Annotated in this window: 22 protein-coding genes and 1 pseudogene; 13 read left to right on the top strand and 10 right to left on the bottom strand. The window is 65.6% G+C overall.

The genetic code is table 11. The annotated features are described in order from the left end of the window. Nucleotides 1-46: 46 nt before the first annotated feature. Nucleotides 47-799: a carbonic anhydrase gene (locus ACVMB0_RS32340; RefSeq protein WP_461348797.1), complete on the bottom strand. Its 753-nt coding sequence runs from the start codon at nucleotides 797-799 to the stop codon at nucleotides 47-49. Between the two features lie 1057 nt (nucleotides 800-1856). Here ACVMB0_RS32340 and ACVMB0_RS32335 point away from each other — a divergent pair. The 4 genes from ACVMB0_RS32335 (at nucleotide 1857) to ACVMB0_RS32320 (ending at nucleotide 3471) form a co-directional block, all read left to right on the top strand. After that, complete coding sequence (locus tag ACVMB0_RS32335) at nucleotides 1857-2180, top strand: ArsR/SmtB family transcription factor (RefSeq protein ID WP_163154645.1); 324 nt, start codon at nucleotides 1857-1859, stop codon at nucleotides 2178-2180. Next, a complete protein-coding gene (locus ACVMB0_RS32330) occupies nucleotides 2177-2608 on the top strand; it encodes an SRPBCC family protein (RefSeq protein ID WP_461348796.1) in 432 nt (143 codons plus the stop codon). Before ACVMB0_RS32335 ends, ACVMB0_RS32330 begins: the two co-directional genes overlap by 4 nt. Nucleotides 2609-2778: 170 nt before the next feature. After that, nucleotides 2779-2991 (top strand): hypothetical protein, encoded by a 213-nt coding sequence (locus tag ACVMB0_RS32325; protein WP_461348795.1) that lies wholly within the window; start codon nucleotides 2779-2781, stop codon nucleotides 2989-2991. Nucleotides 2992-3024: 33 nt separating this feature from the next. After that, on the top strand, nucleotides 3025-3471 hold the full coding sequence (locus tag ACVMB0_RS32320; protein ID WP_456753834.1) for a DUF1801 domain-containing protein: 447 nt from the start codon (nucleotides 3025-3027) through the stop codon (nucleotides 3469-3471). Nucleotides 3472-3566: 95 nt separating this feature from the next. On the opposite strand, the gene ACVMB0_RS32315 is transcribed toward ACVMB0_RS32320, so the two are convergent. The 6 genes from ACVMB0_RS32315 to flgF form a co-directional block, all read right to left on the bottom strand. Beyond that, nucleotides 3567-3860 (bottom strand): antibiotic biosynthesis monooxygenase, encoded by a 294-nt coding sequence (locus ACVMB0_RS32315; protein ID WP_461348794.1) that lies wholly within the window; start codon nucleotides 3858-3860, stop codon nucleotides 3567-3569. Nucleotides 3861-4085: 225 nt separating this feature from the next. Then, a complete protein-coding gene (locus ACVMB0_RS32310) occupies nucleotides 4086-4520 on the bottom strand; it encodes a hypothetical protein (protein WP_461348793.1) in 435 nt (144 codons plus the stop codon). A gap of 347 nt (nucleotides 4521-4867) precedes the next feature. Next, nucleotides 4868-5620, bottom strand: coding sequence for a flagellar basal body L-ring protein FlgH (gene flgH / locus ACVMB0_RS32305; protein ID WP_456753836.1), 753 nt, complete (start codon nucleotides 5618-5620; stop codon nucleotides 4868-4870). 5 nt (nucleotides 5621-5625) lie between these two features. Further along, the gene (flgA, locus tag ACVMB0_RS32300) at nucleotides 5626-6681 is read right to left on the bottom strand and encodes a flagellar basal body P-ring formation chaperone FlgA (RefSeq protein WP_456753837.1); all 1056 of its coding nucleotides are present in this window, start codon (nucleotides 6679-6681) and stop codon (nucleotides 5626-5628) included. Nucleotides 6682-6683: 2 nt separating this feature from the next. Further along, nucleotides 6684-7472: a flagellar basal-body rod protein FlgG gene (gene flgG / locus ACVMB0_RS32295; protein ID WP_456753838.1), complete on the bottom strand. Its 789-nt coding sequence runs from the start codon at nucleotides 7470-7472 to the stop codon at nucleotides 6684-6686. Nucleotides 7473-7488: 16 nt separating this feature from the next. After that, nucleotides 7489-8253, bottom strand: coding sequence for a flagellar basal-body rod protein FlgF (flgF, locus tag ACVMB0_RS32290; protein ID WP_461348792.1), 765 nt, complete (start codon nucleotides 8251-8253; stop codon nucleotides 7489-7491). A 381-nt stretch (nucleotides 8254-8634) separates the two neighbouring features. Between flgF and fliL the strand changes: the two genes are divergently transcribed. The 5 genes from fliL to ACVMB0_RS32265 all read left to right on the top strand — a co-directional run bounded on the left by fliL (nucleotide 8635) and on the right by ACVMB0_RS32265 (nucleotide 15693). Beyond that, nucleotides 8635-9123, top strand: a complete 489-nt coding sequence (fliL, locus tag ACVMB0_RS32285; protein ID WP_461348791.1) for a flagellar basal body-associated protein FliL — start codon at nucleotides 8635-8637, stop codon at nucleotides 9121-9123. Between the two features lie 18 nt (nucleotides 9124-9141). Further along, nucleotides 9142-10344 (top strand): flagellar motor switch protein FliM, encoded by a 1203-nt coding sequence (fliM, locus tag ACVMB0_RS32280; RefSeq protein WP_456753841.1) that lies wholly within the window; start codon nucleotides 9142-9144, stop codon nucleotides 10342-10344. Then, nucleotides 10341-10820, top strand: coding sequence for a DUF6468 domain-containing protein (locus ACVMB0_RS32275; RefSeq protein WP_461348790.1), 480 nt, complete (start codon nucleotides 10341-10343; stop codon nucleotides 10818-10820). The genes fliM and ACVMB0_RS32275 overlap by 4 nt, the downstream gene beginning before the upstream one ends. Next, entirely contained in the window at nucleotides 10817-11617 is an 801-nt protein-coding gene (locus ACVMB0_RS32270; protein WP_461348789.1) for a MotE family protein, read from the top strand. Before ACVMB0_RS32275 ends, ACVMB0_RS32270 begins: the two co-directional genes overlap by 4 nt. Before the next feature lie 269 nt (nucleotides 11618-11886). Beyond that, entirely contained in the window at nucleotides 11887-15693 is a 3807-nt protein-coding gene (locus tag ACVMB0_RS32265) for a tetratricopeptide repeat protein (RefSeq protein WP_461348788.1), read from the top strand. Between the two features lie 12 nt (nucleotides 15694-15705). Here the strand turns inward: ACVMB0_RS32265 and ACVMB0_RS32260 are convergent, their stop codons facing one another. Further along, nucleotides 15706-16785 carry a glyoxalase superfamily protein gene (locus ACVMB0_RS32260; protein WP_461348787.1) on the bottom strand — a complete coding sequence of 360 codons (1080 nt, stop codon included), beginning with the start codon at nucleotides 16783-16785 and terminating at the stop codon, nucleotides 15706-15708. 33 nt (nucleotides 16786-16818) lie between these two features. Here ACVMB0_RS32260 and ACVMB0_RS32255 point away from each other — a divergent pair, with 33 nt between their 5' ends. The 4 genes and pseudogenes from ACVMB0_RS32255 to ACVMB0_RS32240 all read left to right on the top strand — a co-directional run bounded on the left by ACVMB0_RS32255 (nucleotide 16819) and on the right by ACVMB0_RS32240 (nucleotide 20212). Further along, the gene (locus ACVMB0_RS32255) at nucleotides 16819-17055 is read left to right on the top strand and encodes a hypothetical protein (protein ID WP_456753846.1); all 237 of its coding nucleotides are present in this window, start codon (nucleotides 16819-16821) and stop codon (nucleotides 17053-17055) included. Between the two features lie 28 nt (nucleotides 17056-17083). Beyond that, nucleotides 17084-18042 (top strand): annotated as a pseudogene (locus ACVMB0_RS32250) (LysR family transcriptional regulator). Nucleotides 18043-18129: 87 nt separating this feature from the next. Beyond that, nucleotides 18130-18840 carry an SDR family NAD(P)-dependent oxidoreductase gene (locus ACVMB0_RS32245; RefSeq protein ID WP_461348786.1) on the top strand — a complete coding sequence of 237 codons (711 nt, stop codon included), beginning with the start codon at nucleotides 18130-18132 and terminating at the stop codon, nucleotides 18838-18840. Between the two features lie 130 nt (nucleotides 18841-18970). Then, nucleotides 18971-20212 carry a YbfB/YjiJ family MFS transporter gene (locus ACVMB0_RS32240; RefSeq protein WP_461348785.1) on the top strand — a complete coding sequence of 414 codons (1242 nt, stop codon included), beginning with the start codon at nucleotides 18971-18973 and terminating at the stop codon, nucleotides 20210-20212. On the opposite strand, the gene ACVMB0_RS32235 is transcribed toward ACVMB0_RS32240, so the two are convergent. Both ACVMB0_RS32235 and ACVMB0_RS32230 read right to left on the bottom strand, forming a co-directional pair. After that, the gene (locus ACVMB0_RS32235; RefSeq protein ID WP_461348784.1) at nucleotides 20209-21360 is read right to left on the bottom strand and encodes an aminotransferase class V-fold PLP-dependent enzyme; all 1152 of its coding nucleotides are present in this window, start codon (nucleotides 21358-21360) and stop codon (nucleotides 20209-20211) included. The genes ACVMB0_RS32240 and ACVMB0_RS32235 overlap by 4 nt on opposite strands. A gap of 51 nt (nucleotides 21361-21411) precedes the next feature. Continuing rightward, entirely contained in the window at nucleotides 21412-22290 is an 879-nt protein-coding gene (locus ACVMB0_RS32230; RefSeq protein ID WP_461348783.1) for a hypothetical protein, read from the bottom strand. Nucleotides 22291-22369 lie beyond the last annotated feature (79 nt).

Below are 22369 nucleotides of genomic sequence, written 5' to 3'. Positions count from 1 at the left end.
ACGCGATGTCGTTCCTGGCTTCAGTGGCCGCGGGCTGCGCCGAGGTTCAAATCGCCGGCCGCTTGGCGTCCGAGACGAGTTCGACCTTGCCGTCGATCAGCCGGTAGACCGCGCCGACGATCCTGAGCTTGCCCTGGTCGACCGCGGCGCTGAGGATCGGCGTCGCCGATCTGAGCTTCGCGACATTGTCGATCACGTTCTGCCGGATGGCGTTGGTGAGCCGGTCGCCCGGGCCGCCCTCGGTCGCCTTCACGGCCGGCGCGATCGCGGCGACCAGCGAGGGCAGATGTCCGGGCAGGGTGGTGTCGTCCTTCAGCGACTTGATCGCGGCATCGACCGCGCCGCAGTTGTCATGGCCGAGCACAATGAACAGCGGCACGCCGAGCACGGACTGCGCATATTCCAGGCTCGCGATCGTCTCGTCGCTGGCGAAATTGCCGGCGACGCGGCAGACGAACAGGTCGCCGCGCCCGGTGTCGAATGCATATTCCGGTGCGATGCGGGAGTCCGCGCAACTCAGGATGCCCGCGAATGGATTCTGTCCGCCGGCCAGCGCTTCGCGCTCGTGCTTGAAATCATGCCGCCGCGACACGCCTTCGACGTAGCGCAGATTGCCCTTCAGCAGCCGGTCGAGCGCCGCATCGGGCGACACCACGTTCTGCGGCTTCGGCGGCGGCGTTGTCTCCTTGGCTGTCGCAGGCGGCGCAAAGGCAAGACTGGCCGCGGTGCAGGCCGCCGCGGCGAGGAAGCGCCGCCGCGAGGTCTGGCTGGGAGGAATGACGTCGCAGAGCTGGCACATCAAGGTTCTCCGTGAACAAGGACCGCGTCCGCCCGATATGTGTAGGTCATGGGCGGCGCCGCCGCAACGACCCGCCGCACACACACCATCGTCGTCCTGGTGGCCCCGGCGTCGCGCAACGATTGAGAATTGGGGTAATGGGTCCTGGCCTTCGCCGGGACGACGGGGAGGGTGTTTCTCGCTTCAAGATGCCCAACAACGCGGCGTCATCACCCGCGAAAGCGGGTGATCCAGTATTCCAGAGGCGACTGTGCTTGAGCCGAGAAGCCGCGGCGTACTGGATCGCCCGGTCCCGTCTTCGCCAAGGCTTCGACGGGGCTTGCGGTCTTGGGCTCGCCGAAGCTTCAGCGGAGGCGGCGAGCCGGGCGATGACAGTTGTAGATGAGGATACAGCCTCGCGTTCTCGCGACATGATCTGCCCGAGCTTTGCTTGTCGTTTCGCCCTCTCCTTGAAGAGGGCGCAGGGAAAGCCGGGTGCCGATCGCACCCATGGGCCCCGAGCAAAAAGGTAGAAAGCTCGGGGGTAGGACCACAGGTGTAACCGGAGCAATCCGGCTTTCCCTGCGCGATGGGTTACGGCTTATACGTGCTCTCCCCGGCGAGACTGGGCTTTGTTGTCACCGTCTTCGCAACGCGCATTGCGCAATCGGAAAAGACACCTACCACTAGGGCGTCAGGCCTGCACGACTTCGCCGTCCGCCTTGCGTGCTCTCGTCAGGCCACGCGCAACGTCCACCGCATCTCGACCCGCGTTCGTGACGACCGCGAAGCGCCCCTCGATCGGGTGAGACGGGGAATTCATACACCGAGTTGTGCTTCGGATAAAGCGAAATATTTTTGTGCGAACGGATTGACAGATTTTGCTGAGTTGCCCGTCGGGCAAAATGGTCGCGGTGAATAACCTGTGGGTTATGGAATGTCGCGGCCGTCATGTTCCAGGACGGGGCCGCAGAATTGGCCGATCTTTGACAAAATGGTGCGGCCGTGAAAGTTCTCCATTGACTCATTCATAGCCGGCTGGTTATACGTAAATCCATAACCAATGGGTTATCGATCAATGCCGGATGCTCATGACGTGCTGTTTCGAACGCTCGCCGACCCGACCCGCCGGGCAATCTTCGAGCGCCTGTGCCGCGAGGGCGAGCAGACCGTCGGCGCGCTGACGGCGCGGGCCAGGATCTCGCAGCCGGCGGTGTCGAAACATCTCGGCGTGCTGAAGCAGGCGGGGCTGGTGCGCGACCGCCATGAAGGACGTCAGACGCACTACAGCGCGCAACTCGGCGCGCTGGCGCCGCTGATCGACTGGACCAGCCAGATGGCGGGCTTCTGGCAGAACCGGTTCGACCACCTCGAAGATCTCCTCAAAAGGATGGACCAATGACCAACACCAGCCGTGAGACGCGCGCCGCAGTCGTCGAGCGCGAATTTCCCCATCCGCCGGAAAAGCTCTGGCGCGCGCTGACGCAACCGCATCTGATGGAGGAGTGGCTGATGAAGAACGACTTCAAGCCTGAGGTCGGGCACAGCTTCAATCTGCGCGGCGAGTGGGGCGGGGTGCTGGACTGCAAGGTGCTCGCGGTCGAGCCGCACCGGACGCTGTCCTACACCTGGAATTTCGCGCATGAGGATGCCGCCTACAATCTCGAGAGCGTGGTGGTGTTCACGCTGACGCCGACGGCGAAGGGCACCCATCTGCGCGTCGAGCAGTCCGGCTTCCAGCCGCATCAGAAGCAGGCCTATGGCGGCGCCCATGCCGGTTGGAAGCAGTTCCTCGAGAAGCTCGATCAGCTGATGGCGCGCGAGGGCTGACACACGCGCTCTCTCTCTCGTCATTGCGAGCCAACGGGTCGGCGCGCAGCGCCGCCCGATGACAGGCTCCGCGAAGCAATCCATCGTGCCGCATATGCGGATAGATGGATTGCTTCGTCGCTTCGCTCCTCGCAATGACGCTTTACTCAAAACCCACCACAGGAGACCCCATGAACTGGAACAACTGGATCAGGCAATTTCACCGCTGGCTCTCGATCGCCTTCACGGTGGCCGTCATCATCAACATCGGCGCCATGGTGCTGCAGCAGCAGGCGACCTGGATCGGCCTGCTGGCCCTGTTCCCGCTGATCCCTATGCTGCTCAGTGGCCTGTATCTGTTCGCGTTGCCCTATCTGGCACCGCGGCGCGCATCCCGAGTATGATCGCATAGGGCAGGCGGGGGAGGCGAGGCAGACATGACGGCATCGGAACGGATCGACCGGATGATCGAGGATCTCACCGACTGGCGCGGCAAGACGCTGGCCGGCCTGCGCAAGAGCATCCTCGCCGCCGATCCTGAAATCATCGAAGAATGGAAGTGGATGGGCAGCCCGGTGTGGTCGCGCGACGGCATCATCGCGGTCGGCAACGCCCACAAGGGCAAGGTGAAGCTGACCTTCATGTATGGCGCGCAGCTGCCGGATCCGGACAAGCTGTTCAACGCCGGCTTCGAGGGCAATGTGCGGCGCGCGATCGATCTGTTCGAGGGCGACACAATCAACGCCCCCGCGCTGAAAGCGCTCATTCGCGCCGCGATCGCGCTCAACCAGGCCAAGTCCAGCAAATCTGCGAAGAAGCCGGCGAAGACATCGGCGAAGAAGCCGGCCGCCGGAATCCGTGCGGCCGCCAAGAAAAAAGCGTGAGCCGCGCCGGTATGCGTCAGGTCCCGCATGTCGCTTCGCCCATGCGGGCTACGAGGTCATCGCGGCTATAAGGTCATCGCATGCACGTAGGCCTATCATGCCTTGGTATGCACGATCACCGGACCCGCAACCGCGGTGGCTTGCCCGACCAGCAACGGGCCGAGATTGTCGTCGATCCAGGCCAGTGCGCGGCGGTTGGCTTCCTCGGCGCCGGCATGGTTGTTGAAGACGCTGATCGCGGTGACGGTATCGTCGCCGGCATAGACGACGTAATAGGCCATGAAGCCTTCGACGTCGCTGATGATCGGAATTGCGCCTTCCTTGATCCGGCGCGCGAGTTCTTCGGCGCTCCCGGCCTTCGCCTTGGCGTGACGGATGGCGGCATACATGCGTTCCTCCTTCCGGCTGCATCGATCGTGCTGCGCTTCGCGCTGGATCATGATGCGTTTCCACGGAATCGCATCATGATCTCATCTCTTTGTTTGAGCATGATCTCCGCGCAAACGCCGTTGGCGTTTGTCGCGAGGCAAAACCGGTTTCCACTTTTCCGGATCATGCTCGAGCGCGGATCGTACGCCCGACCGGACGGAGATGCCATCGGGATTGCGGCTACATCAGCCGAAACGCCGGGTCACGATCGGCGTGCGGCGGTCGGTGAGCTTGGGCAACCGCGCCACATCCGCGCGCGTCGTCGTGGTCCTCGGCCCGGGAGCGGGCTCCGGCTCGTGCTGTTGCAGAAACAAGGTCGCTTCGAACAGCACGCCGGGGGCCTCTTTGGCCGTGCCGGAGCACACCGCCCGGTTGCCGTTGAAGGTGCCGGTCAGCCGCGCCTCGACCTCATCGCATCCGAACACGGTGGTGAACGGGCCGTCGGCATATCGGTGCGTCGTCAGCACCGCCGTGAAGCGGTCCTCATCGAGCTGATAGCTGCCGCCATAGGTGAACATGGCGTCGCCGCCGCTGATCTTGCCGTTCGCCAGCCGGACTATTCCGGTGCCTTCGCCGTTCGGCGTCCGGAACCACGCCGCATATTGTCCGTCTCTTTGCATGACTGTCATACAAATAGAAAACCCTGCGTTGTCGCCTAGCTACGTTGCAAGCGATGAGACTTCTACTGCGGGTTGTTGCAAGGGTTAACGAACCGAGAAGGCGATCGCGCGACTTGCGCGCAGAGGTATCGGACTGGTGAGTGGCGATCGTTCGCGTGCACGGCACCGGTCACAACAAGCCACGGCCCCCGCCAGGGGAGCTGACGAGGGCCGTGTCGGTACACCGCGCCGCGCCTAGGTTCGCGACGAGATGTGGGAGCTCGGAAAGTCTTAACTAGGCATGATCCGCTTCCGAAAACCGGTTTCCACTTTGCGCTAACGCGGCCCTTCGGGTCGGGATCATGCCATTAGAACGGCAGCAGCACGTCGAGGACCTGTTGACCGTAGCGCGGCTGCTGGACGTCGGTGATCTGGCCGCGGCCGCCATAGGCGATGCGGGCCTGGGCGATCTTCGAGGAGTCGATGGTGTTGTCGCTCTGGATGTCCTCCGGACGCACGATGCCTGCCACGATCAGCTCGCGGATTTCATAGTTGACGCGAATCTCCTGCTTGCCCTCGACCACCAGATTGCCGTTCGGCAGCAACTGGGTGACGACGGCGGCGACGTTGGTCTGCAACGCTTCCTGGCGGTTCACCGAGCCCTTGCCGTCGCTGGAGGCGGTGGAGTCGGCGGTCAGGATGCGGCCCGGCAGGATCTTGTTCGCCTGCGTGATGGTCTGCGAGCCCAGGAAATTGGTGACCCCGGAGTCTTCCGTGTTGGTGCGGCTGCGCTGGGTTTCGTTGGCGATCGCGGCCTTGTCGGTGATGTTCACCGTGATGGTCAGGATGTCGCCGACGCGCGCGGCGCGCTGGTCCTTGAAGAAGGCGCGCGAGCCGCTGCGCCACAGCGAGTTCGGGCTGTAGGAGGCGACCTCGGGCTTCGGCATCGGCATCTGCACCGGCTTGTAGCCGGGCTGCGTGGTCGGGTTCTCGATTTCCGTCAGCTTCGGCTTTTCACCGATCTGGGACAGGCGGTCGATCGACGAGCAACCGCTGGCGATCGTTCCGAGTGCGAAGAGCGCACCGGTCAGGACGAGGCGGTTGATACGGTACTGGGACATGAACTTTACTCGGCGTTTGGTGCGACTGAACTCAGCTTGACGGGAGCGGAAGTGGACGAGGTGGCGTCGGCGTCAGGCGCGGCGCGCGGGGTCGCGACCGAGATCGAGACCTCGCCGCGGCCGGTGACGACGCCGGAGACGGCACGCTTGGACTGCAAATTCATCACGCTGACGACGTCGCCCTCGGCGCCGCCATCCATCGCCTTGCCGCGGATCGTGAGATAGATGCCGGCGGCGCGATAGATCAGCGTGACGTTCTGGTCGCGGGTGACGAGATCGGGTTTCGCCATGTCGGCTGTGCGCAACGCCTGGCCGGCGCGGAGCTGGCGGCGCATCTGCATGCCGATGGTGCCGTCACGCGCCGCCGCGTCGTTGCCGATGTCGGCCTTCGGACGGCGCTCGACCATCACGTCGGAGGCCTTCAGCACGTCGCCGCGCTCGACATTGCGGGTCAGCACGGCGGCCTCGATGGTCTCGATCGCGGTGCCGGTGAGGCGCATCTTGTAGGGCGCCGTGCCGGCGTCGTTGCCGATCTCGAAGGTCACGTCGAAGCGCGTCGAGCGCGCGTCGTAGCGCACGGCAACCGGCTGCATGGTGCCGGTATTGGTGGCCTCGAGCCTGAGGTCGCCGGGGTCGCGATCGAAGGTCAACGCGATGTCGCCGGCCCTGCCGAGGCCGTGGCGGCCCTCCAGCGCGCGCGACACCTGCTGCTCGATCTCCTTGTTGTCGATGGTGCGCGCGAGCCGCGTGACGGTGATCTCCTTCAGCTCGCGGGTGTCGACGCCGATCACCTGGTGGGTGCGCAGCACGTTGAGCACCTGCGCGACCGGCAGCGTGCCCGTGGTGCCGAGGTCGGGCGCGCGGTAGACCGCGATGCTGCCGGCGCTGCCGGCATTGTCGATGAGGTCGCCGACCCGCACGATGTCGTCCGCGACCGTGATGCTGGCGCGCAGCGTCGGCACCGCGATGGTCTCGCTGCGGCTTTGCGCGGCTGATGGTGCCACGGTGACCGCGAGGAGCGCGGCTGCGATCAGGAGGGAGCGGGCGATCATCGCGATCATCCTCAGCGGAACAGGTTGGAGGTCGACTGCATCATCTGGTCGGCGGCCGAGACCACCTTCGAGTTCATCTCGTAGGCGCGCTGCGCTGCGATCAGGTCGGAGATTTCCGAAACCACCTCGACATTGGCCTGTTCGAGGTTGCTCTGCTGCAGGTCGCCATAGCCGTCGGTGTTGGCGGTGCCGTCCTGCGGCTGGCCGGAGGCCGGCGTTTCCTGGAACAAATTGTCGCCGATCGGCATCAGGCCTGCCTTGTTGATGAAACGGGTCAGGCCGATCGTGCCGATCGTGGTCGATGCGGTCTGGCCCGGCAGCGTCACCGAGACCTGGCCCTGCGCATTGATGGTGAGGCCGGAGGCGTTCTGCGGGATCGTGATCGTCGGCTGCAGCAGATTGCCCTGCGCGTTGACGATGCGGCCCTGGTTGTCCATCTGGAACGAGCCGTCGCGGGTGTAGGTGAAGGTGCCGTCCGGCATCAGGATCTTGAAGAAGCCTTCGCCGCGGATCGCGATGTCGAGATCGTTGCCGGTCGGCGACAGCGTGCCCTGGGTCATCATGCGTGGCGTGCCGACGGTCTTGACGCCGCCGCCGAGGTCGATGCCCATCGGCATGATGGTGTTCTGGTCGGAGGCCTGCGCGCCGACCCGGCGCACGTGATCGTAGATCAGGTCCTGGAACGCGGCGCGCTGCTTCTTGTAGCCGGTGGTGCGCAGGTTCGCGATGTTGTTGGAGATCACCTGAACCGAGAGTTCCTGTGCCGCCATTCCGGTCGCAGCCGTATAAAGTGCGCGCATCGGTCAGTCCCCCGGATCAGTTCGGCACGTCGGCGAGCTTCTCGATCGCCGATTTGTGCAGGTCGCTCTGCTGCTGCAACAGCGAGGCGATTTGGGTGTAGGTCCGCGTGATCTCGATCATGCGGCTCATCTCGACGACGGAATTGACGTTCGACTTCTCGATGAAGCCCTGGCGGATCTGGGACTTGGTGTCCGGCAGCGGCTGCGCGCCTTCGCCCGGCGCGTACAGATTGGAGCCTTCCTTGAGCAGGCGCTGGGCCTGCGCGAACGAGACCAGGCGCAGCTTGCCGCGGATCGAATCGAGGCGGGACGTGCCCTCGAGCACGCTGATGTTGCCGTCGGGGGCGATGTTGACGTCGTGATCGGTCTGCTGGAAGGTGATCGGGCCGGAGGTGCCGAGCACCTGATAGCCGGACGCGGTGACCAGCTGGCCGCGATTGTTGATCTGCAGATTGCCTTCGCGAGTGTAGCGCTCGCCGCCCGGCGTCTGCACCACCAGGAAGGCGTTGCCGTCGATCGCGACGTCGAGCGGGTTCTTGGTCTCTTCGGTCGGGCCCTGCGAGAAGTCGTGGAAGGTGGCGCGGTCCTGCACGAAGGAGACGCGGCGGTCGGTGCCCGCGAAATTGTCCTCATGCGCGTTCGAGGACAGATATTCCGCAAACAGCGACTGATCGGCCTTGTAGCCGTTGGTGTTCATGTTCGCGATGTTGTTGGACACGACATCCATCTGCCGTTCCAGCACCATCTGCTTCGATAGTCCGACCAGAAGCGTATTCTGCATCGGTGGTTCTCCCCTGTGAGGTGATCCGGATGCAGGTTCTCCCAAACCTTCACGCCGGACCGTCGGTAACCATTGGGTTCTCCCAAACCCTCGGGCCACGCCAGCCTCTCAGCGAAAGCCGTGCCAACTTGGAATAGTCAGATGTTTGAATGGCTTAGGTGTTTGTCCGGGGCCGGCGCAGGGCGGCAGAAAGGTCTTGTTGACCATGTTTGCCCGGCAGTTTTTTCCTAGTGGATGGTAAATCCTAAGCTTCCGTTAACCATTATTACCGTAGCGTTGCCGGCAGTGGGGCGCGTGCGCGCCGGCGGCCTTTGTATCGCGTCTTCAAGCCAAAGCTGGGGCAAATCGCGTTCGCATCCTCTGGGATGAAGCGGGCGGACGATGGCGGACGAGGAAAAGACGGACAGCGGCGAGGGCGCGGCCGCTCCGAAGAAGGGCAAGCTCAAGCTGATCATTGCTGTCGCAGGCCTCCTCGTCGTGCTCGGCGCGGGCGCCGGCGGTTGGTTCTTCTTCATGCGCGGCCACGGCGAGGAGCAGCACGCCGAAGCGCCGCCGCCGAAGCCGCCAAGCTTCGTCGACGTGCCCGACATGCTGGTCAATCTGGTCGGCGCGCCCGGCGAGCGCGTGCAATATCTCAAGCTGAAGCTCGTGCTCGAGATCAAGGAAGAGAAGCAGGTCGAGGCGATCAAGCCGGCGCTGCCGCGCGTCACCGACCTGTTCCAGACCTATATGCGCGAGCTGCGCCCGAGCGATCTCAACGGCTCGGCCGGCTTGTTCCGCCTCAAGGAGGAGCTGACCAAGCGCGTCAACCTCGCGCTGGCGCCCAACCAGGTCAACGCGGTGCTGTTCAAGGAAGTCGTGATCCAGTGACGGGGTGGATGTAAAGCCATGGCCGGCAACGACCAGATGGACCAGGACGCCATTGCGGCGCAATGGGAAGCCTCGCTCGATTCCGAGGATCCCGCGGCGGCCGCGGCGGAAGCCGCCAAGAACGAGCTCACCGAGAACATGGCGCTGCAATGGGCCGCCATGGTCGAGGACGGCAGCCGTGATTTCGGCGGCAAGAATACCAATGGCGAGCGGGTGCTGTCGCAGGAGGAGATCGACAATCTCCTCGGCTTCACGGTCGGCGATGTCAGCCTCGACGATCATTCCGGCATCCGCGCCATCATCGATTCCGCGATGGTGTCCTACGAGCGTCTGCCGATGCTCGAGATCGTGTTCGACCGCCTGGTGCGGTTGATGACGACATCGTTGCGCAACTTCACCTCCGACAACGTCGAGGTCTCGCTCGATCGCATCACCTCGGTGCGGTTCGGCGACTACATGAACTCGATCCCGCTGCCGGCGGTGCTTTCCGTGTTCAAGGCGGAGGAGTGGGAGAACTTCGGCCTCGCCATGGTCGATTCCAACCTGATCTATTCGATGATCGACGTGCTGCTCGGCGGCCGCCGCGGCCAGACCCAGCTCAAGATCGAGGGCCGGCCCTACACCACGATCGAGACCAATCTGGTCAAGCGGCTGGTCGAGGTGGTGCTGTCGGATGCCGAGCAGGCGTTCCGGCCGCTGTCGCCGGTGACCTTCACCATCGACCGGCTCGAGACCAATCCGCGGTTTGCCGCGATCTCTCGCCCGGCCAATGCCGCGATCCTGGTGCGGCTGCGCATCGACATGGAAGACCGCGGCGGCAACGTCGAATTGCTGCTGCCCTACGCCACCATCGAACCGATCCGCAACGTGCTGTTGCAGATGTTCATGGGTGAAAAATTCGGCCGCGATCCGATCTGGGAAGGCCATTTCGCCACCGAGGTGGCGCAGGCCGAGATCTCAGTCGACGCGGTGCTGTACGAGGCCGACATCCCGTTGAAGGAACTGATGAAGCTCAAGGTCGGCGACACGCTGCCGCTGGACATCCGCTCCGACGCACTGGTCTCGGTCCGCTGCGGCAACGTCACGCTAACGGAAGGCCGCATGGGCCGCGTCGGCGACCGGGTCGCGATCCGCGTCACCAAGAATTTGCGTAAACCCCAAACCACCTTCGCGATGTTCGAGAAGGCGGACGAGCGGACCAAGATGATGGAGGCACCATGAGTCATGTGCTTGGACTGGCAATCGAGAGTCTGGTAGCCGTGCTGCTGATGCTCACCATCGGCTATTGCTGGCTGCTCAACAAGCGGCTGCAGCGGCTGAAGGCGGACGAGCATTCGCTGAAGGCGACGATCGCCGAACTGATCACCGCGACCGAGATCGCCGAGCGGGCGATCGGCGGCCTGAAGCACGCGGTGCGCGACGTCAACGAGAACCTCGGCAACCAGCTCGACGCAGCGACGCAGATGTCGGCGCAGCTGAAGAACCAGCTCGCGGAAGGCGATGGCGTGGTGCGCCGGCTCTCCAAGATCGCGCTCGCCGCGCGGCCGGCCGAGCCCGCCGCGCGCGCGCCGGCAGCGGCCGCCGCTGCACCGGCCGCGCCGGCGGCGCCGGCGCCCAGGGTTTCGGCCGCGCGCGCGGTGGCCGCGGCGGCTGAAGCCTTCACCGAGCGCAGGAGGGCCGGCGGCCTCGCTGCATGAAGTTGCTTCGTGACATCAGAGTGATGCCCGTGGTGCTGGTGGCGATCTTCGGCCTGATGGTGCTGAAGGTTGCGGGCCTCGTGCTCGATGGCGGTTACGTCTTCGCCGAGGACGCGCCAGCCGGCCCCTCCTGGGCGCAGCAGAACTTCAACTTCCCCGGCGCCAGCAAGGCGGTGGTTGACAGCAGGTCGAAGGCCGATCCCGGCGACATCACGGGATCGGTCGAGCACAAGGATGCCAAGAAGGACGAGGCGCCGAAGCCCGCCGCCCCGGCGGCGGAGCCGGCCAAGCCCGACGGTGTGCCGGTCAATCTGGACGCGCCGCCGCAGGTCTCGGCGTCCGAGCGCGCGATCCTGGAACGGCTGCAGGCGCGCCGTCAGGAGCTCGAGCAGCGCGCGCGCGAGGTCGATATCCGCGAAGGCCTGTTGAAGGCGGCCGAGAAGCGCATCGAGGCCAAGGTCGAGGAAGCCAAGGCCAACGATGCCAAGGCCAATGCCGATGCGGCGGCCAAGGCGGAAGCCGAGGCGGCGCGCTTCAAGGGCATCGTCACCATGTACGAGAACATGAAGCCGAAGGATGCCGCCAAGGTGTTCGACCGGCTCGAGATGGGCGTGCTCTACCAGATCGCCTCGCAGATCCAGCCGCGCAAGATGTCCGACATCCTCGGCCTGATGCAGCCCGAGGCGGCCGAACGTCTCACCGTCGAACTCGCCCGCCGCGCCGGCGGCGACAAGTCGGCCTCGACGGACGATCTCCCCAAGATCGAAGGCAAGATGCTCGCGCCGAAGACCAATTGAGGGGGCGTTGGCCCGTCACGATCGTCATTCCGGGGCTCGCGGAGCGAGAACCCGGAATCCATCCATCCAGGGAGCCTGTGGGCCAATGGATTCCGGGCTCGCGCCAAGAGGCGCGCCTCGGAATGACGGACCCGCAAAAGATCACGTAACCGGCGTGTTCGCAATCCGTTGTCGTTAACAGCTCCTTAACGCCGCCCGATCCAAGATCGGGAGGCGTGGGCGAGGGCGCTTCGCGCTGATATGGCTTGAGTCCGAGAAGACGTTTCGAGATGGCGCGAACGGCTGCCGCTGGAACATGGTCGCTAGGCCGCGTCTGGGCGCGGACTGCGCGGCTGTGCCTGCTCGCCACCGGCCTTGCTCTCACCACCCTGACATATTCGACCGCGGCGCGGGCCGAAGACCCGGTGCCGGGTGAGGCGACATTCTCTGCCGCCAACGGCTATGCAAGGCTGGTGCTGAAGCTGAAGGAGGATGTCGAATCGGAGGTCACGACCGCCGGCTCGATCATCGTGATCCGCTTCAAGCGGCCGGTCGATATCCCCGTCGAGCAAGTGTCCGATGCGGTGCCCGATTACGTCGGCGCTGCCCGTCGCGATCCGGATGGTTCGGCGATCCGTCTGTCGCTGGCGCGCCGCGTCACCGTCAACACCATGACCGCCGGCGAACGCATCTTCGTCGACTTCCTGCCCGACAGCTGGACCGGCCCGCCGCCGTCGCTGCCGCAGGAGGTGATCCGGGAGCTTGCGGAGCGCGCCCGTGCTGCGGAGCGGTTGCTGCGCATCCAGCGCGCGGCCGACGCCGCCAAGAAGAAACCCCCGATCCGGGTCCGCGCGCTGGTGCAGCCGACCTTCGTCCGTTTCGTGTTCGAGGTTCCCGACGGGGTCAGCGTCTCCTCGGTGCTGAACGAGCAGAAGCTGACGCTGTCCTTCAACTCCGTCCTGACCTTCGATCTTGCAGACGCCAAGGTCGCCGCGCCGCCGAACGTCGCTTCGATCAGCGCGCGCGCCGATACCGACACCTCGGCGGTCGATGTCACGCTGATCGGCGATGTCGACGTGCATTCGTTCCGCGACGAGAAGAACTACATCGTCGATGTCGCCTTCCAGCAGAACGAGCAACAGCAGGCGGTCAAGCCTTCGCTGAGCTCGCTGCTGCCCACGCCGCGCGGCAAGAAGGGCACCGCCGGGATCGCGCCGGTCACATCGGAAAGCATCGCGCAGCAGGCCAGGATCGAGATCAAGCCTGAACAGCCTAAAGCGGAGCCGGCCAAATCCGAACCGGCGCAATCCGAGCCGGCGCAATCCGAGCCGGTCAAATCAGAGCAGGCCACACCCGAGCAACCCGTCGCGGCGCCTGCCAAAACCGACGCGCCGCGATCCGAGCTGCCCAATGCCGAGCTGCCGAAGATCGCAGCGGCCCCGGCGGCCGACGTCGAGACTGCTGCCGCGCCGGCCGCATCGCGCGAGGGCAGCGCCGGCGCTGCGGAGCAGCAGACCAAGCCCATCGCGAGCGAAGCGCCGAAGCCGGCGACCACTGTCGCAGCCGCGCCGGTGATGGAGGCGCCGAAGCCTGATGCCGTGCCGTCGCCTGCCGCAGCTCGCGCCAGCGCCGCTCCTGCGGTCGACGCCCAGCGCGACAGCGACGGGCTGCGGGTGACCTTCTCATTCCCGGGTGCTACGCCGGCGGCGTTGTTCCGCCGCGCCGACACGGTGTGGATGGTGTTCGACACGGCTGATGCGATCGATGTCGATCCGATCCGCGCCAAGGGCGGCGCGCTGATCTCCGATGTCAGCCGGATTGCGCTGGACAAGGGGCAGGCGGTGCGCTTCCGCCTCAACCGGCCGCAGATGCCGTCGCTGGAAAGCGACGACCGCTCGCGCGGCGTGAGCTGGACGCTGACCTTTGCCGACCGGGTGCAGAAGCCGCCGCTGCCGCTCACGGTGGTGCGCAACATCTCGGAGCCCTCGCTCGCCAATGTCGGCGTGCCGCTCGCCAATCCCGGCCTGCTGCACAAACTGGTCGATCCCGATGCCGGCGATACGCTCTGGGTCGTGACCGCGCCGCCGCCGACCCGCGGCATCATCAAGCGGCAGGACTTCGTCGAGCTGTCGCTCTTGGAATCGATCCACGGCGTCGTGGTTCATCCGACTGCGGATGACGTCAAGGCCGAGGTCGGCGCCGACAAGGTGATGCTGGGCCGGCCCGGCGGCCTGACGCTGTCGTCGGCCGACGTCGCCGCCGAGCGCGCCACCGCGGCGGTGAAGCCGCTGTTCGATCCGGACGAGTGGCGCAGGAACCAGTCGGAGAATTTCCTCAAGCAGCTCGACGGCCTGATTGGCGCGATGTCGACCGCCAATGCCGAGCAGCTGCCGCAGGCGCGGCTCGATCTCGCCGAATTCTACATGGCGCGCGGCATGTACCAGGAAGCCCACGGCGTCGCCAATCTGATCCTGTCCGAGAGCAAGCGCGGCAGCGAGACGGCGTCCGTGGTGATGGTGCACGCGGTCGCCAGCATCCTGATCGGGCACCCGGAGCGCGGGATGAAGGATCTCGCCAATCCCGTGATCGGCAACGGTTATGATTCCCAATTGTGGAAAGGGCTCGCCTTCGCCCGCGAGGGCAAATGGCCCGAGGCGCGCGAGAAATTCAAGAACGCCGAATTCGCGGTCGCGACGTTGCCGCCCGACTTGCAGCGCATCGTCACCATGGACTCGATGAAGGCCTCGCTCGAGGTCAAGGACTATGCCGGCGCCGCGCGTCGCAAGAGCGATCTCGATGTGGTCGGCGTCCCCGATGCGCTGAAGCCTGCGGCGGCCGTGCTGCGCGGCCGGCTCGCCGAGGCGCTCGGCCAGGAGAAAGACGCGCTCGACGCCTACCGCTTCGCCGCCAATTCGGCCGACCGCCAGGCCGCCGCCGAGGGCAAGCTGCTCGAGACGCTGCTCAAGCAGAAGCGCGGCGAGATCGGCCGCGACGATGTGCTGAAAGAGCTCGAGCTGCTGTCGATGATGTGGCGCGGCGACAATATTGAGCTGAAGACGCTCTATGAGCTGTCGAAGATCTATGTCGAGAGCGCGCGCTATGCCGACGCCTTCGCGGTGACGCGTGCGGCGACCCGGCTGCAACCGAACGCGCCAGAATCGCGCCAGGCGCAGGATGCCGCCTCGGCGCTGTTCGTGCAGCTCTATCTCGGTCCGAAGGGCGACGAGATGGCGCCGATCGATGCGCTCGGCACCTTCTACGAATATCGCGAGCTGACGCCGATCGGCCGCCGCGGCGACGAGATGATCCGCCGGCTCGCCGACCGTCTCGTCGGCGTCGATCTGCTCGACCAGGCCGCCGACCTGCTGCAATACCAGGTCGACAAGCGGCTCGAAGGTGCGGCGCGCGCCCAGGTCGCCGCGCGGCTTGCGATGGTCTATCTGATGAACCGCAAGCCCGACCGCGCCATCGGCGCGCTGCGATCGACCCGGATCGCGGACCTCTCCGGCGAGTTGCGCCAGCAGCGGCTGCTGCTCGAGGCGCGCGCGCAGAGCGACGTCGGCCGCCATGACCTCGCGCTCGACATCATCTCCAACATCACCGGCCGCGAGGCGATCCGGCTGCGGTCGGACATCTACTGGGCGTCGCGGCATTGGCGCGAGGCCTCCGAGCAGATCGAGCTCTATTACGGCGACCGCTGGCGCGACTTCACCCCGCTCAATGCGAGCGAGAAGGCCGACGTCATCCGCGCCGTGGTGGGCTACGCGCTCGCCGAGGATGCCATCGGGCTGTCCCGGTTCCGCGAGAAATACGCGCCGCTGATGTCCGGCGATGCCGACAGGCTGGCGTTCGATGCGGCCAGCAAGCCGGTCGCGACCTCGAGCGCCGAATTCGCCCAGATCGCGCGGATGGCCGCCAGCGTCGACACGCTCGACGGCTTCATCCGCGAGATGAAGACCCGCTTCCCCGACGCCACCGCCCGCGCGCCGCTGCCCGATCCGGTCACGACCGGATCGGTGCCCGACAAGCCGCAGGCCGCGCCGGTGAGCGCGCTGCCGGCGATCAAAAGCGAGCGCCGCGCCAGCGCAGCGCAGTGACGGCGTGGCAGCTTACGGTCCGGGCGTCACCCACGCGGTTGAGATGATCCCCTTCGCGTCGAGCGCGATACGCCAGTGTGCGGCGCCGTTGGCGTGCTTCACGCTGTAGACATCTTCGCCTTGCTCGCCGACACCGAGAAAGCGGATCGACTGGATATTGCCGAGGTCCGCGAGGGGCTGAAGCCACTGCATCTGCTTGCGGGTGGCCGCCGCCAGCGCCGGGCTCATCTCGGTGTAATCGGGATTCCCCGATGCGATTCCATCGATCAGGCGATGAAGCGCAGCCTCGGTTCCAGGACTAGCCGACTGGTTCTTGACGCGCTCCGCCGTCTGATCGGCCATCTTCGTTGCCGTCGCGGCGTCGATACGCGCCATGGCAATATCGTTGCCGTTCTGATGCAGAACCAGCGAACTGGCGCGTCCGTCCGGTCCGACAACGAAGCTGACCTGCGCATCGACAATCTTGGCGAAGAATTCGGTTGCGCTCTCCGCAAAGAACCGCACCGAGCGCTGTCCGGTGAGTTGCATCACCAGATGATGTCCATCGGGCGTCACCGTGAATACGGCGCGGTCGTTGAGCTGGTAGAATCCGGAATAGTTGTCGAATGTTGCTGGGTCGACGGCGATCTCCTGTCTGGCCGAGATCGGAGGCGATTCTCCAGCGGGGTCTGCAGCCTGGGCCGACATGCTTGGCGGCGCGGCCTGAATCCGCGCTGCCAGCGTGTTCCAGTCGCGTTGACCGAACAATCTGGCGATCAGCTCCAGGCTGTCACTGTGGGTGAGGGGGATCGATTTGGCGGCCAGCGCTTCGCGCAGCGTCTGCGCCATGGCCTTGGCATCACGGAAGTCGCGCATGGGGTCAACCTTTGCATCGACGAACGGAAAAGCGTCAGGGGCTTGCGTTGCTGACCCGTTCGTGCGGGCAAAGGAAGCCTGAAACTGGCTTGATACATTCACCGTTCCCGGGCGGGGTGCAAGCGGCGGGTAGTATCGACCCGGTGGAATGTTCGCCGGAGCGGTGTGATTTGTCAATTGCAAGAGGCCGTGATCGCGCTCGTCCTCTCGACATTCCGCCGCCAAATCGGCAACCATGGCTGATGTCGCCAGCCGGGAGGACGTCGTCACATGAGCAAGCCGATCAAGACCGAAGCCGAACTGATCGCGATGGCGCGGGATGAGCTGAAGGTCCACGCCGATTGTCCCGATGGCATCGACATCTCCGTGCTGCGCGACGGCGACAGCTGGGAATTCCGCGCCAGCGCCAGCGAGGCCACGGTGGCAAGGCCCGGCTATCCCGAATGCGTGGCGATGCTGGTGCAGATCGGCGACCACCTCAGCAAGCAGTATGACGTGAAAGGTTAGCGGCTGCCGCGAAGCAGGGGGAGGGGCGATGGACCGCATCGACGCCATGAGGGTCTTCGTCGCGGCGGTCGACGAGGGCAGCCTTGCCGGTGCGGGACGGAAGCTGCGGCGCTCGCCGGCGGCGGTCAGCCGGGCGATCGCCTTCCTCGAGCATCATGTCGGCGCCGAGCTGCTCCATCGCACCACGCGGTCGCTGAAGCTGAGCGATTCCGGGCAGCGCTATGCCGTGGCGTGCCGCCGTATTCTCAGCGAGCTCGAGGAGGCCGACATCTCGGCCGGCGGCGAGCGGGCTGCGCCGCGCGGCACGCTGACCATCACGGCGCCGGTCGTCGTCGGCGAGGACGTGCTACGGCCGGTGCTCGATGCGTTCATGACGGACTATCCCGCCGTGGCGGTGCGGCTTGTAATGCTCGATCGCACCGTCAACCTGATCGACGAGGGCATCGACGTTGCGCTGCGCATCGCCCATCTCGCCGATTCCAGTTTCATCGCGATCAAGGTTGGGGAGGTTCGCCGCGTGGTCGCGGCCTCGCCCGGCTATCTCGCGCAGCACCCGGTGATCGGCGAGCCTGGTGATCTCGCGAAACACCAGATCATCGCGATGACGCATTTCGGGCTCGAATCCTGGAGCTTTCCTCCGGCCGCGAAGTCGAAGGTCGCGCGCGCGGTGCAGTTCGCGCCGCGGCTGGTTGTCAACACGGTGCGGGCCGCGGTCGCTTCGGCCAGCGAAGGGCATGGCATCACGCGGCTGTTCTCGTACCACCTCGCCGAGGAAATCCGTGACGGGCGGCTGCAGATCCTGCTTGCTGGTGACGAGCCTCCGCCGCTGCCGGTGCATCTCTTGGCGCCGCAGGGTCGCTTCGACGTGCCGAAGGTGCGTGCCTTCGTCGATTTCGCACGCCGCGGCTGAAGCGCTATTTCGAGCGGCTGTCCCGCGAGGCCAGCCGGGCCAGTCGTTCGCGCCGCGGAAGAGTGTCTGCCGAATAGCGGGCATTCGCACGAAAATCAGTTGTATCTAGTTTGCTCTCCATCGAGGCGGCGCTGGGTCGCTTCAGCAGCAGATGGAGAGAGACCATGGGTGCAGAGCAAAAGATCGCAATCGTCACCGGCGCGTCGCAGGGCCTCGGGGAGGCGATCGTGAAGGGCTACCGCGACCGCAACTATCGCGTCGTCGCCAACTCCCGCAGCATCAAGCCGTCGTCGGACCCGGACGTTCTGGCGGTGGCAGGCGACATCGGCGATCCCGAAGTGGCCGACCGTATCGTCAAGCAGGCGCTTGGGCGCTTCGGCCGCATCGACACGCTGGTCAACAATGCCGGCATCTTTATCGCCAAGCCGTTCACCGACTATGCCGATCAGGATTACGCCTCGATCCTGGCCACCAATCTTAACGGTTTCTTCTACATCACCCGCCGCGTCGCGAAGGAGATGGTGAAGCAGGGCTCCGGGCACATCGTGCAGATCACGACCAGCCTGGTCGATCATGCCAACAGCAATGTTCCCTCGGTGCTGGCCTCGCTGACCAAGGGCGGCCTGAATGCCGCGACAAAGTCGCTCGCGATCGAATATGCCGCCAGGGGCATCCGCGTGAATGCGGTGGCGCCCGGCGTGATCAAGACGCCGATGCACGCACCGGAGACTCACGATTTCCTGGCCAAGCTGCATCCGGTCGGCCGCATGGGCGAGATGAAGGACGTCGTCGACGCGGTTCTGTTTCTGGAAGCCGCGGGCTTCGTCACCGGCGAAATCCTGCATGTCGACGGCGGCCAGAGCGCCGGTCACTGACGAGCGCGACGGCCTTGGCCCAAGCGAAACGAGCATCTCTCCCCGATCGGGAGAGATGCGGTGATCGCTGCAACCGATTGCTGCGATCGCAACTAATCATTTTTCACGAATGGCCGGAGGGCCTACTGCGATGTCCATGTCAACCAATGTCGATCGTGACAGGCGCCATCACGCCGGACCGCAGCGAGATACAGGCGGGCCGCTGTGGCTGTTCGCCGTCGCGGGGCTGTGCGCCTCGCTGGTCGGGCTTGGGCTCGCGCGTTTTGCCTATACGCCGCTGATCCCGGCACTGATCGCTGCAAAGTGGTTCACGCCGGCGGAAGCGGTCTATCTCGGCGCCGCCAACCTTGCCGGCTATCTCGCCGGCGCGCTGATCGCCCGCGACCTCGGCGCGCGGATCGGCTCGGTATGGGCGCTGCGCGGCATGATGGGGCTGGCCGCGATCACCTGCTTCGCCTGCGCGGTGCCGATCTCCTTCATCTGGTTCTTCGGCCTCCGCTTCCTCGCCGGCATCAGCGGCGGCGTGATCATGGTGCTGGCGGCGACCGCGATCCTGCCGCATACCGCCCCCAGCAAGCGTGGCCTGATCGGCGGCGTGATCTTCGCCGGCGTCGGCCTCGGCGTGGCGGCGTCAGGCACGTTGGTGCCGCTGTTGCTGCAGCAGGGCGTCAAGCAAGCCTGGTATGGTCTTGGCGTATTGTCGGCGCTGCTGACCGCGATCAGCTGGAAGGCGTGGCCGGCGGACGTGCCTGCCGCGCATGGTGCAGCCAAGCCGCACGTCGCGTCGCATGGCACGCGCTCGCCGCTGGTGATCGCGCTGTGCGTGGAATACGGCCTCAACGCGCTGGCGCTGGTGCCGCACATGGTGTTCCTGGTCGATTTCGTCGCCCGCGGTCTCGGGCAGGGGATCGCGGCGGGATCGTATTACTGGGTGGTGTACGGCATCGGCGCGGTCGTCGGCCCGCTCCTGACTGGACATCTTGCCGATCGCGCCGGCTTCGCTGCGGCGCTGCGCGCGGCGTTCCTGATCGAGGCCGTGGCGGTCGCGATCCCTGCCGTGACGAGCGCGCCTGTCGCGCTGATCGTGTCGAGCCTGATCGTCGGCGGCTTCACGCCCGGCATCGTGCCGCTGGTGATCGGCCGCATCCACGAGCTGATCCCGCATTCGGCGGCGAGCCAGCGTTCGGCCTGGGCGCAGGCCACCACCACCTTCGCGCTGTTCCAGGCGGCTGGCGCCTATGGCCTGTCCTGGCTGTTCGCGCGCAGCGGCGGCGACTACGCGCTGCTGTTCGTGATCGGCGCGGCGGGCGTGGCCACGGCACTGGCGCTCGAACTGGTCAGCGCCGTCGCGCTGGGCCGTAAGTCGCGCTAACCGCGCAGCGACTTCGTCAACACAGCGACGAGGCGGTCGACATCGGCCTCGTCGTTGAACACGTGCGGCGAGATCCGCATCCGCCCCAGCCGCAGCGCGACGTGGATGTTCTCGGCGGCGAGCCGCGCGATCAGCTCCTTCGGAATGCCGCCGGCCATGCCGAGGCTCAGGATATGCGGCGCGCGCAGGCTCGGCGCCAGCATGTTGAGGTTGAGATCACGGACGCCATCGGCGATCCGCTGGTTCAGCATCGCGAGCCGCGCGCTGACGGCCGCGGCACCCCATTCCGCCATCATCTCCATGCCGATCGAGGCCATTTCGAGGGTGATGAAATGATCGCGCTCGCCCATGTCGTAGCGGCGGGCGTTGTCGACATAGCCGAGATCGCCGAAATAGACCGGGTTCTCGGAATTGACGTCACGGCGGCCGGCGGAGGTCTGCTCCAGCGGCACACCGTTCTGATGACGTTTGGCAACATAGAGAAAGGCGCGGCCGTAGGGGCCGATCAGCCATTTGTAGGTCGGGAAGATCACCGCATCCGGATCAAGTCGTGTCAGATCCATCGCCACGACGCCGACGCTCTGGGTCGCATCGATGACGAACATTGCGCCGTGCCGCTGCAGCGCCGCCTGGATCCTGTCGACGTCGATCAAGCCGCCGTCCGACCAGTGCACCGACGAGATCGAGGCAAGGCCGACCGGCGGGGCGCCTGGTCGCTCGATCGTTGCCAGCACCGCCGACGTCCAGTCGCCGTCGGCGGGCTGGCGCACGGTGTCGACGACAAAACCCTGCGCCTCGGCGCGGGCATGCCATTCCAGCACCGGCGAGGAGTGATCGTTCTCCAGCACCACGACGCGCGTGCCGCGCGGAACGATCAGCGCCTTCGCCACGGTCGCTATGCCGTAGCTGATCGCCGGGATCAGTGCGATGTCGTTCGCATCGGCGTTGATCAGGCGTGCCGCCGCGGCGCGGGCGCGTTCATGCTGGCGGCCGGCGAAACCGGCATCGATCGTCCAGGGCTGGCCCTTGCGTCCGACCGCGGCGCGGCCGGCGTCGAGCGTCTTCAGCGGCAGCGGGCTGTAGGATGCCGAGTTCAGGTAGCAGACCTCGCGAGGAATCTCGAACAGATGGCGCTGGGAGGGAAGCATGTGGTCTCGTGGCTGGGATTGCTGATGATGTCGCGGTGGGGAGCGCTCGGCTCACCCATCATACTGGTCAGGCCCCATCGCCCATGGCGCCTGGTCGTAGCCGTTGGCGAAGGTGCGGTTGGTCTGCGCCGGATTGCGGTTGACCAGCGGCCGCAGATACATCGGATGCGTCGCGCTGCGCACCTCGTGCTCGACCGTGAACAGATGCCGGCCATTGGCGGGATCGACGATGTCGCAGAAGCGATACTGATATTGGTTGTCCTCGCGCGAGACCAGATTGCGCTCGCGCAGCCGCTTGTAGGGGCCCGAGAAATCCGCGATGTAGATCTGGACGTGATGGCCGTCGAACTCGCCCTGTGCTTCGTCGCTCTCGCGGAATTGCAGATACTGGTCCTTGCCGACTTTTGCCCGCGCGATACCGCCGTCGACGCTCGCGGGAATGCCCATGACTTCGGGATAGAACCGGCTGATCGCCTCGGCGGTGCCGCGCGGCACCTCGAATTCGACATAGGGCATGCCGAGCGCGATGCGGCCGAACCGCTTCGCGTCGGGTTCGTAGCAGCGCAGACGATTGCCCCAGGGGCAAATGGCCTCGACGTGATCGTTGTGCTCGCGATAACTGAACGCGGTGCCTTCGAGCTTGGGCGCGACGGCGGCAAGCCGCTGGAGCAAAGCCTGCCGTCCGGCGATCACGATGCCGGTGTGGCCGCGTAGCACCTGCGGCTTGCCGCTCGGCAGATGAAACTGGCTGCGGCCGGCATTGACCCACATGTTGCTGTCGGAGACCATCAGATAGGGATCGCGGGTCAGCCCGATGCCGGCGACATAGAACAGCGTGGCGAGGCGCTGGTCGGGCACCTGCACGTTGACATGCTCGAGATGGATGGCGTTGCCGAGATCTTCTGCGGCGCGGTCGAATGGCTGCTGCACGGCACGGCTCCCAGGATGCGATGCCGCGCATGATAGTGCAACGGCACGGCCGATCCAGCCGACGGGCCATGAATGTTTC

This window comes from Bradyrhizobium sp. USDA 4451, from assembly GCF_054822585.1.
This window is presented reverse-complemented; position numbering and strand designations above follow the sequence as displayed.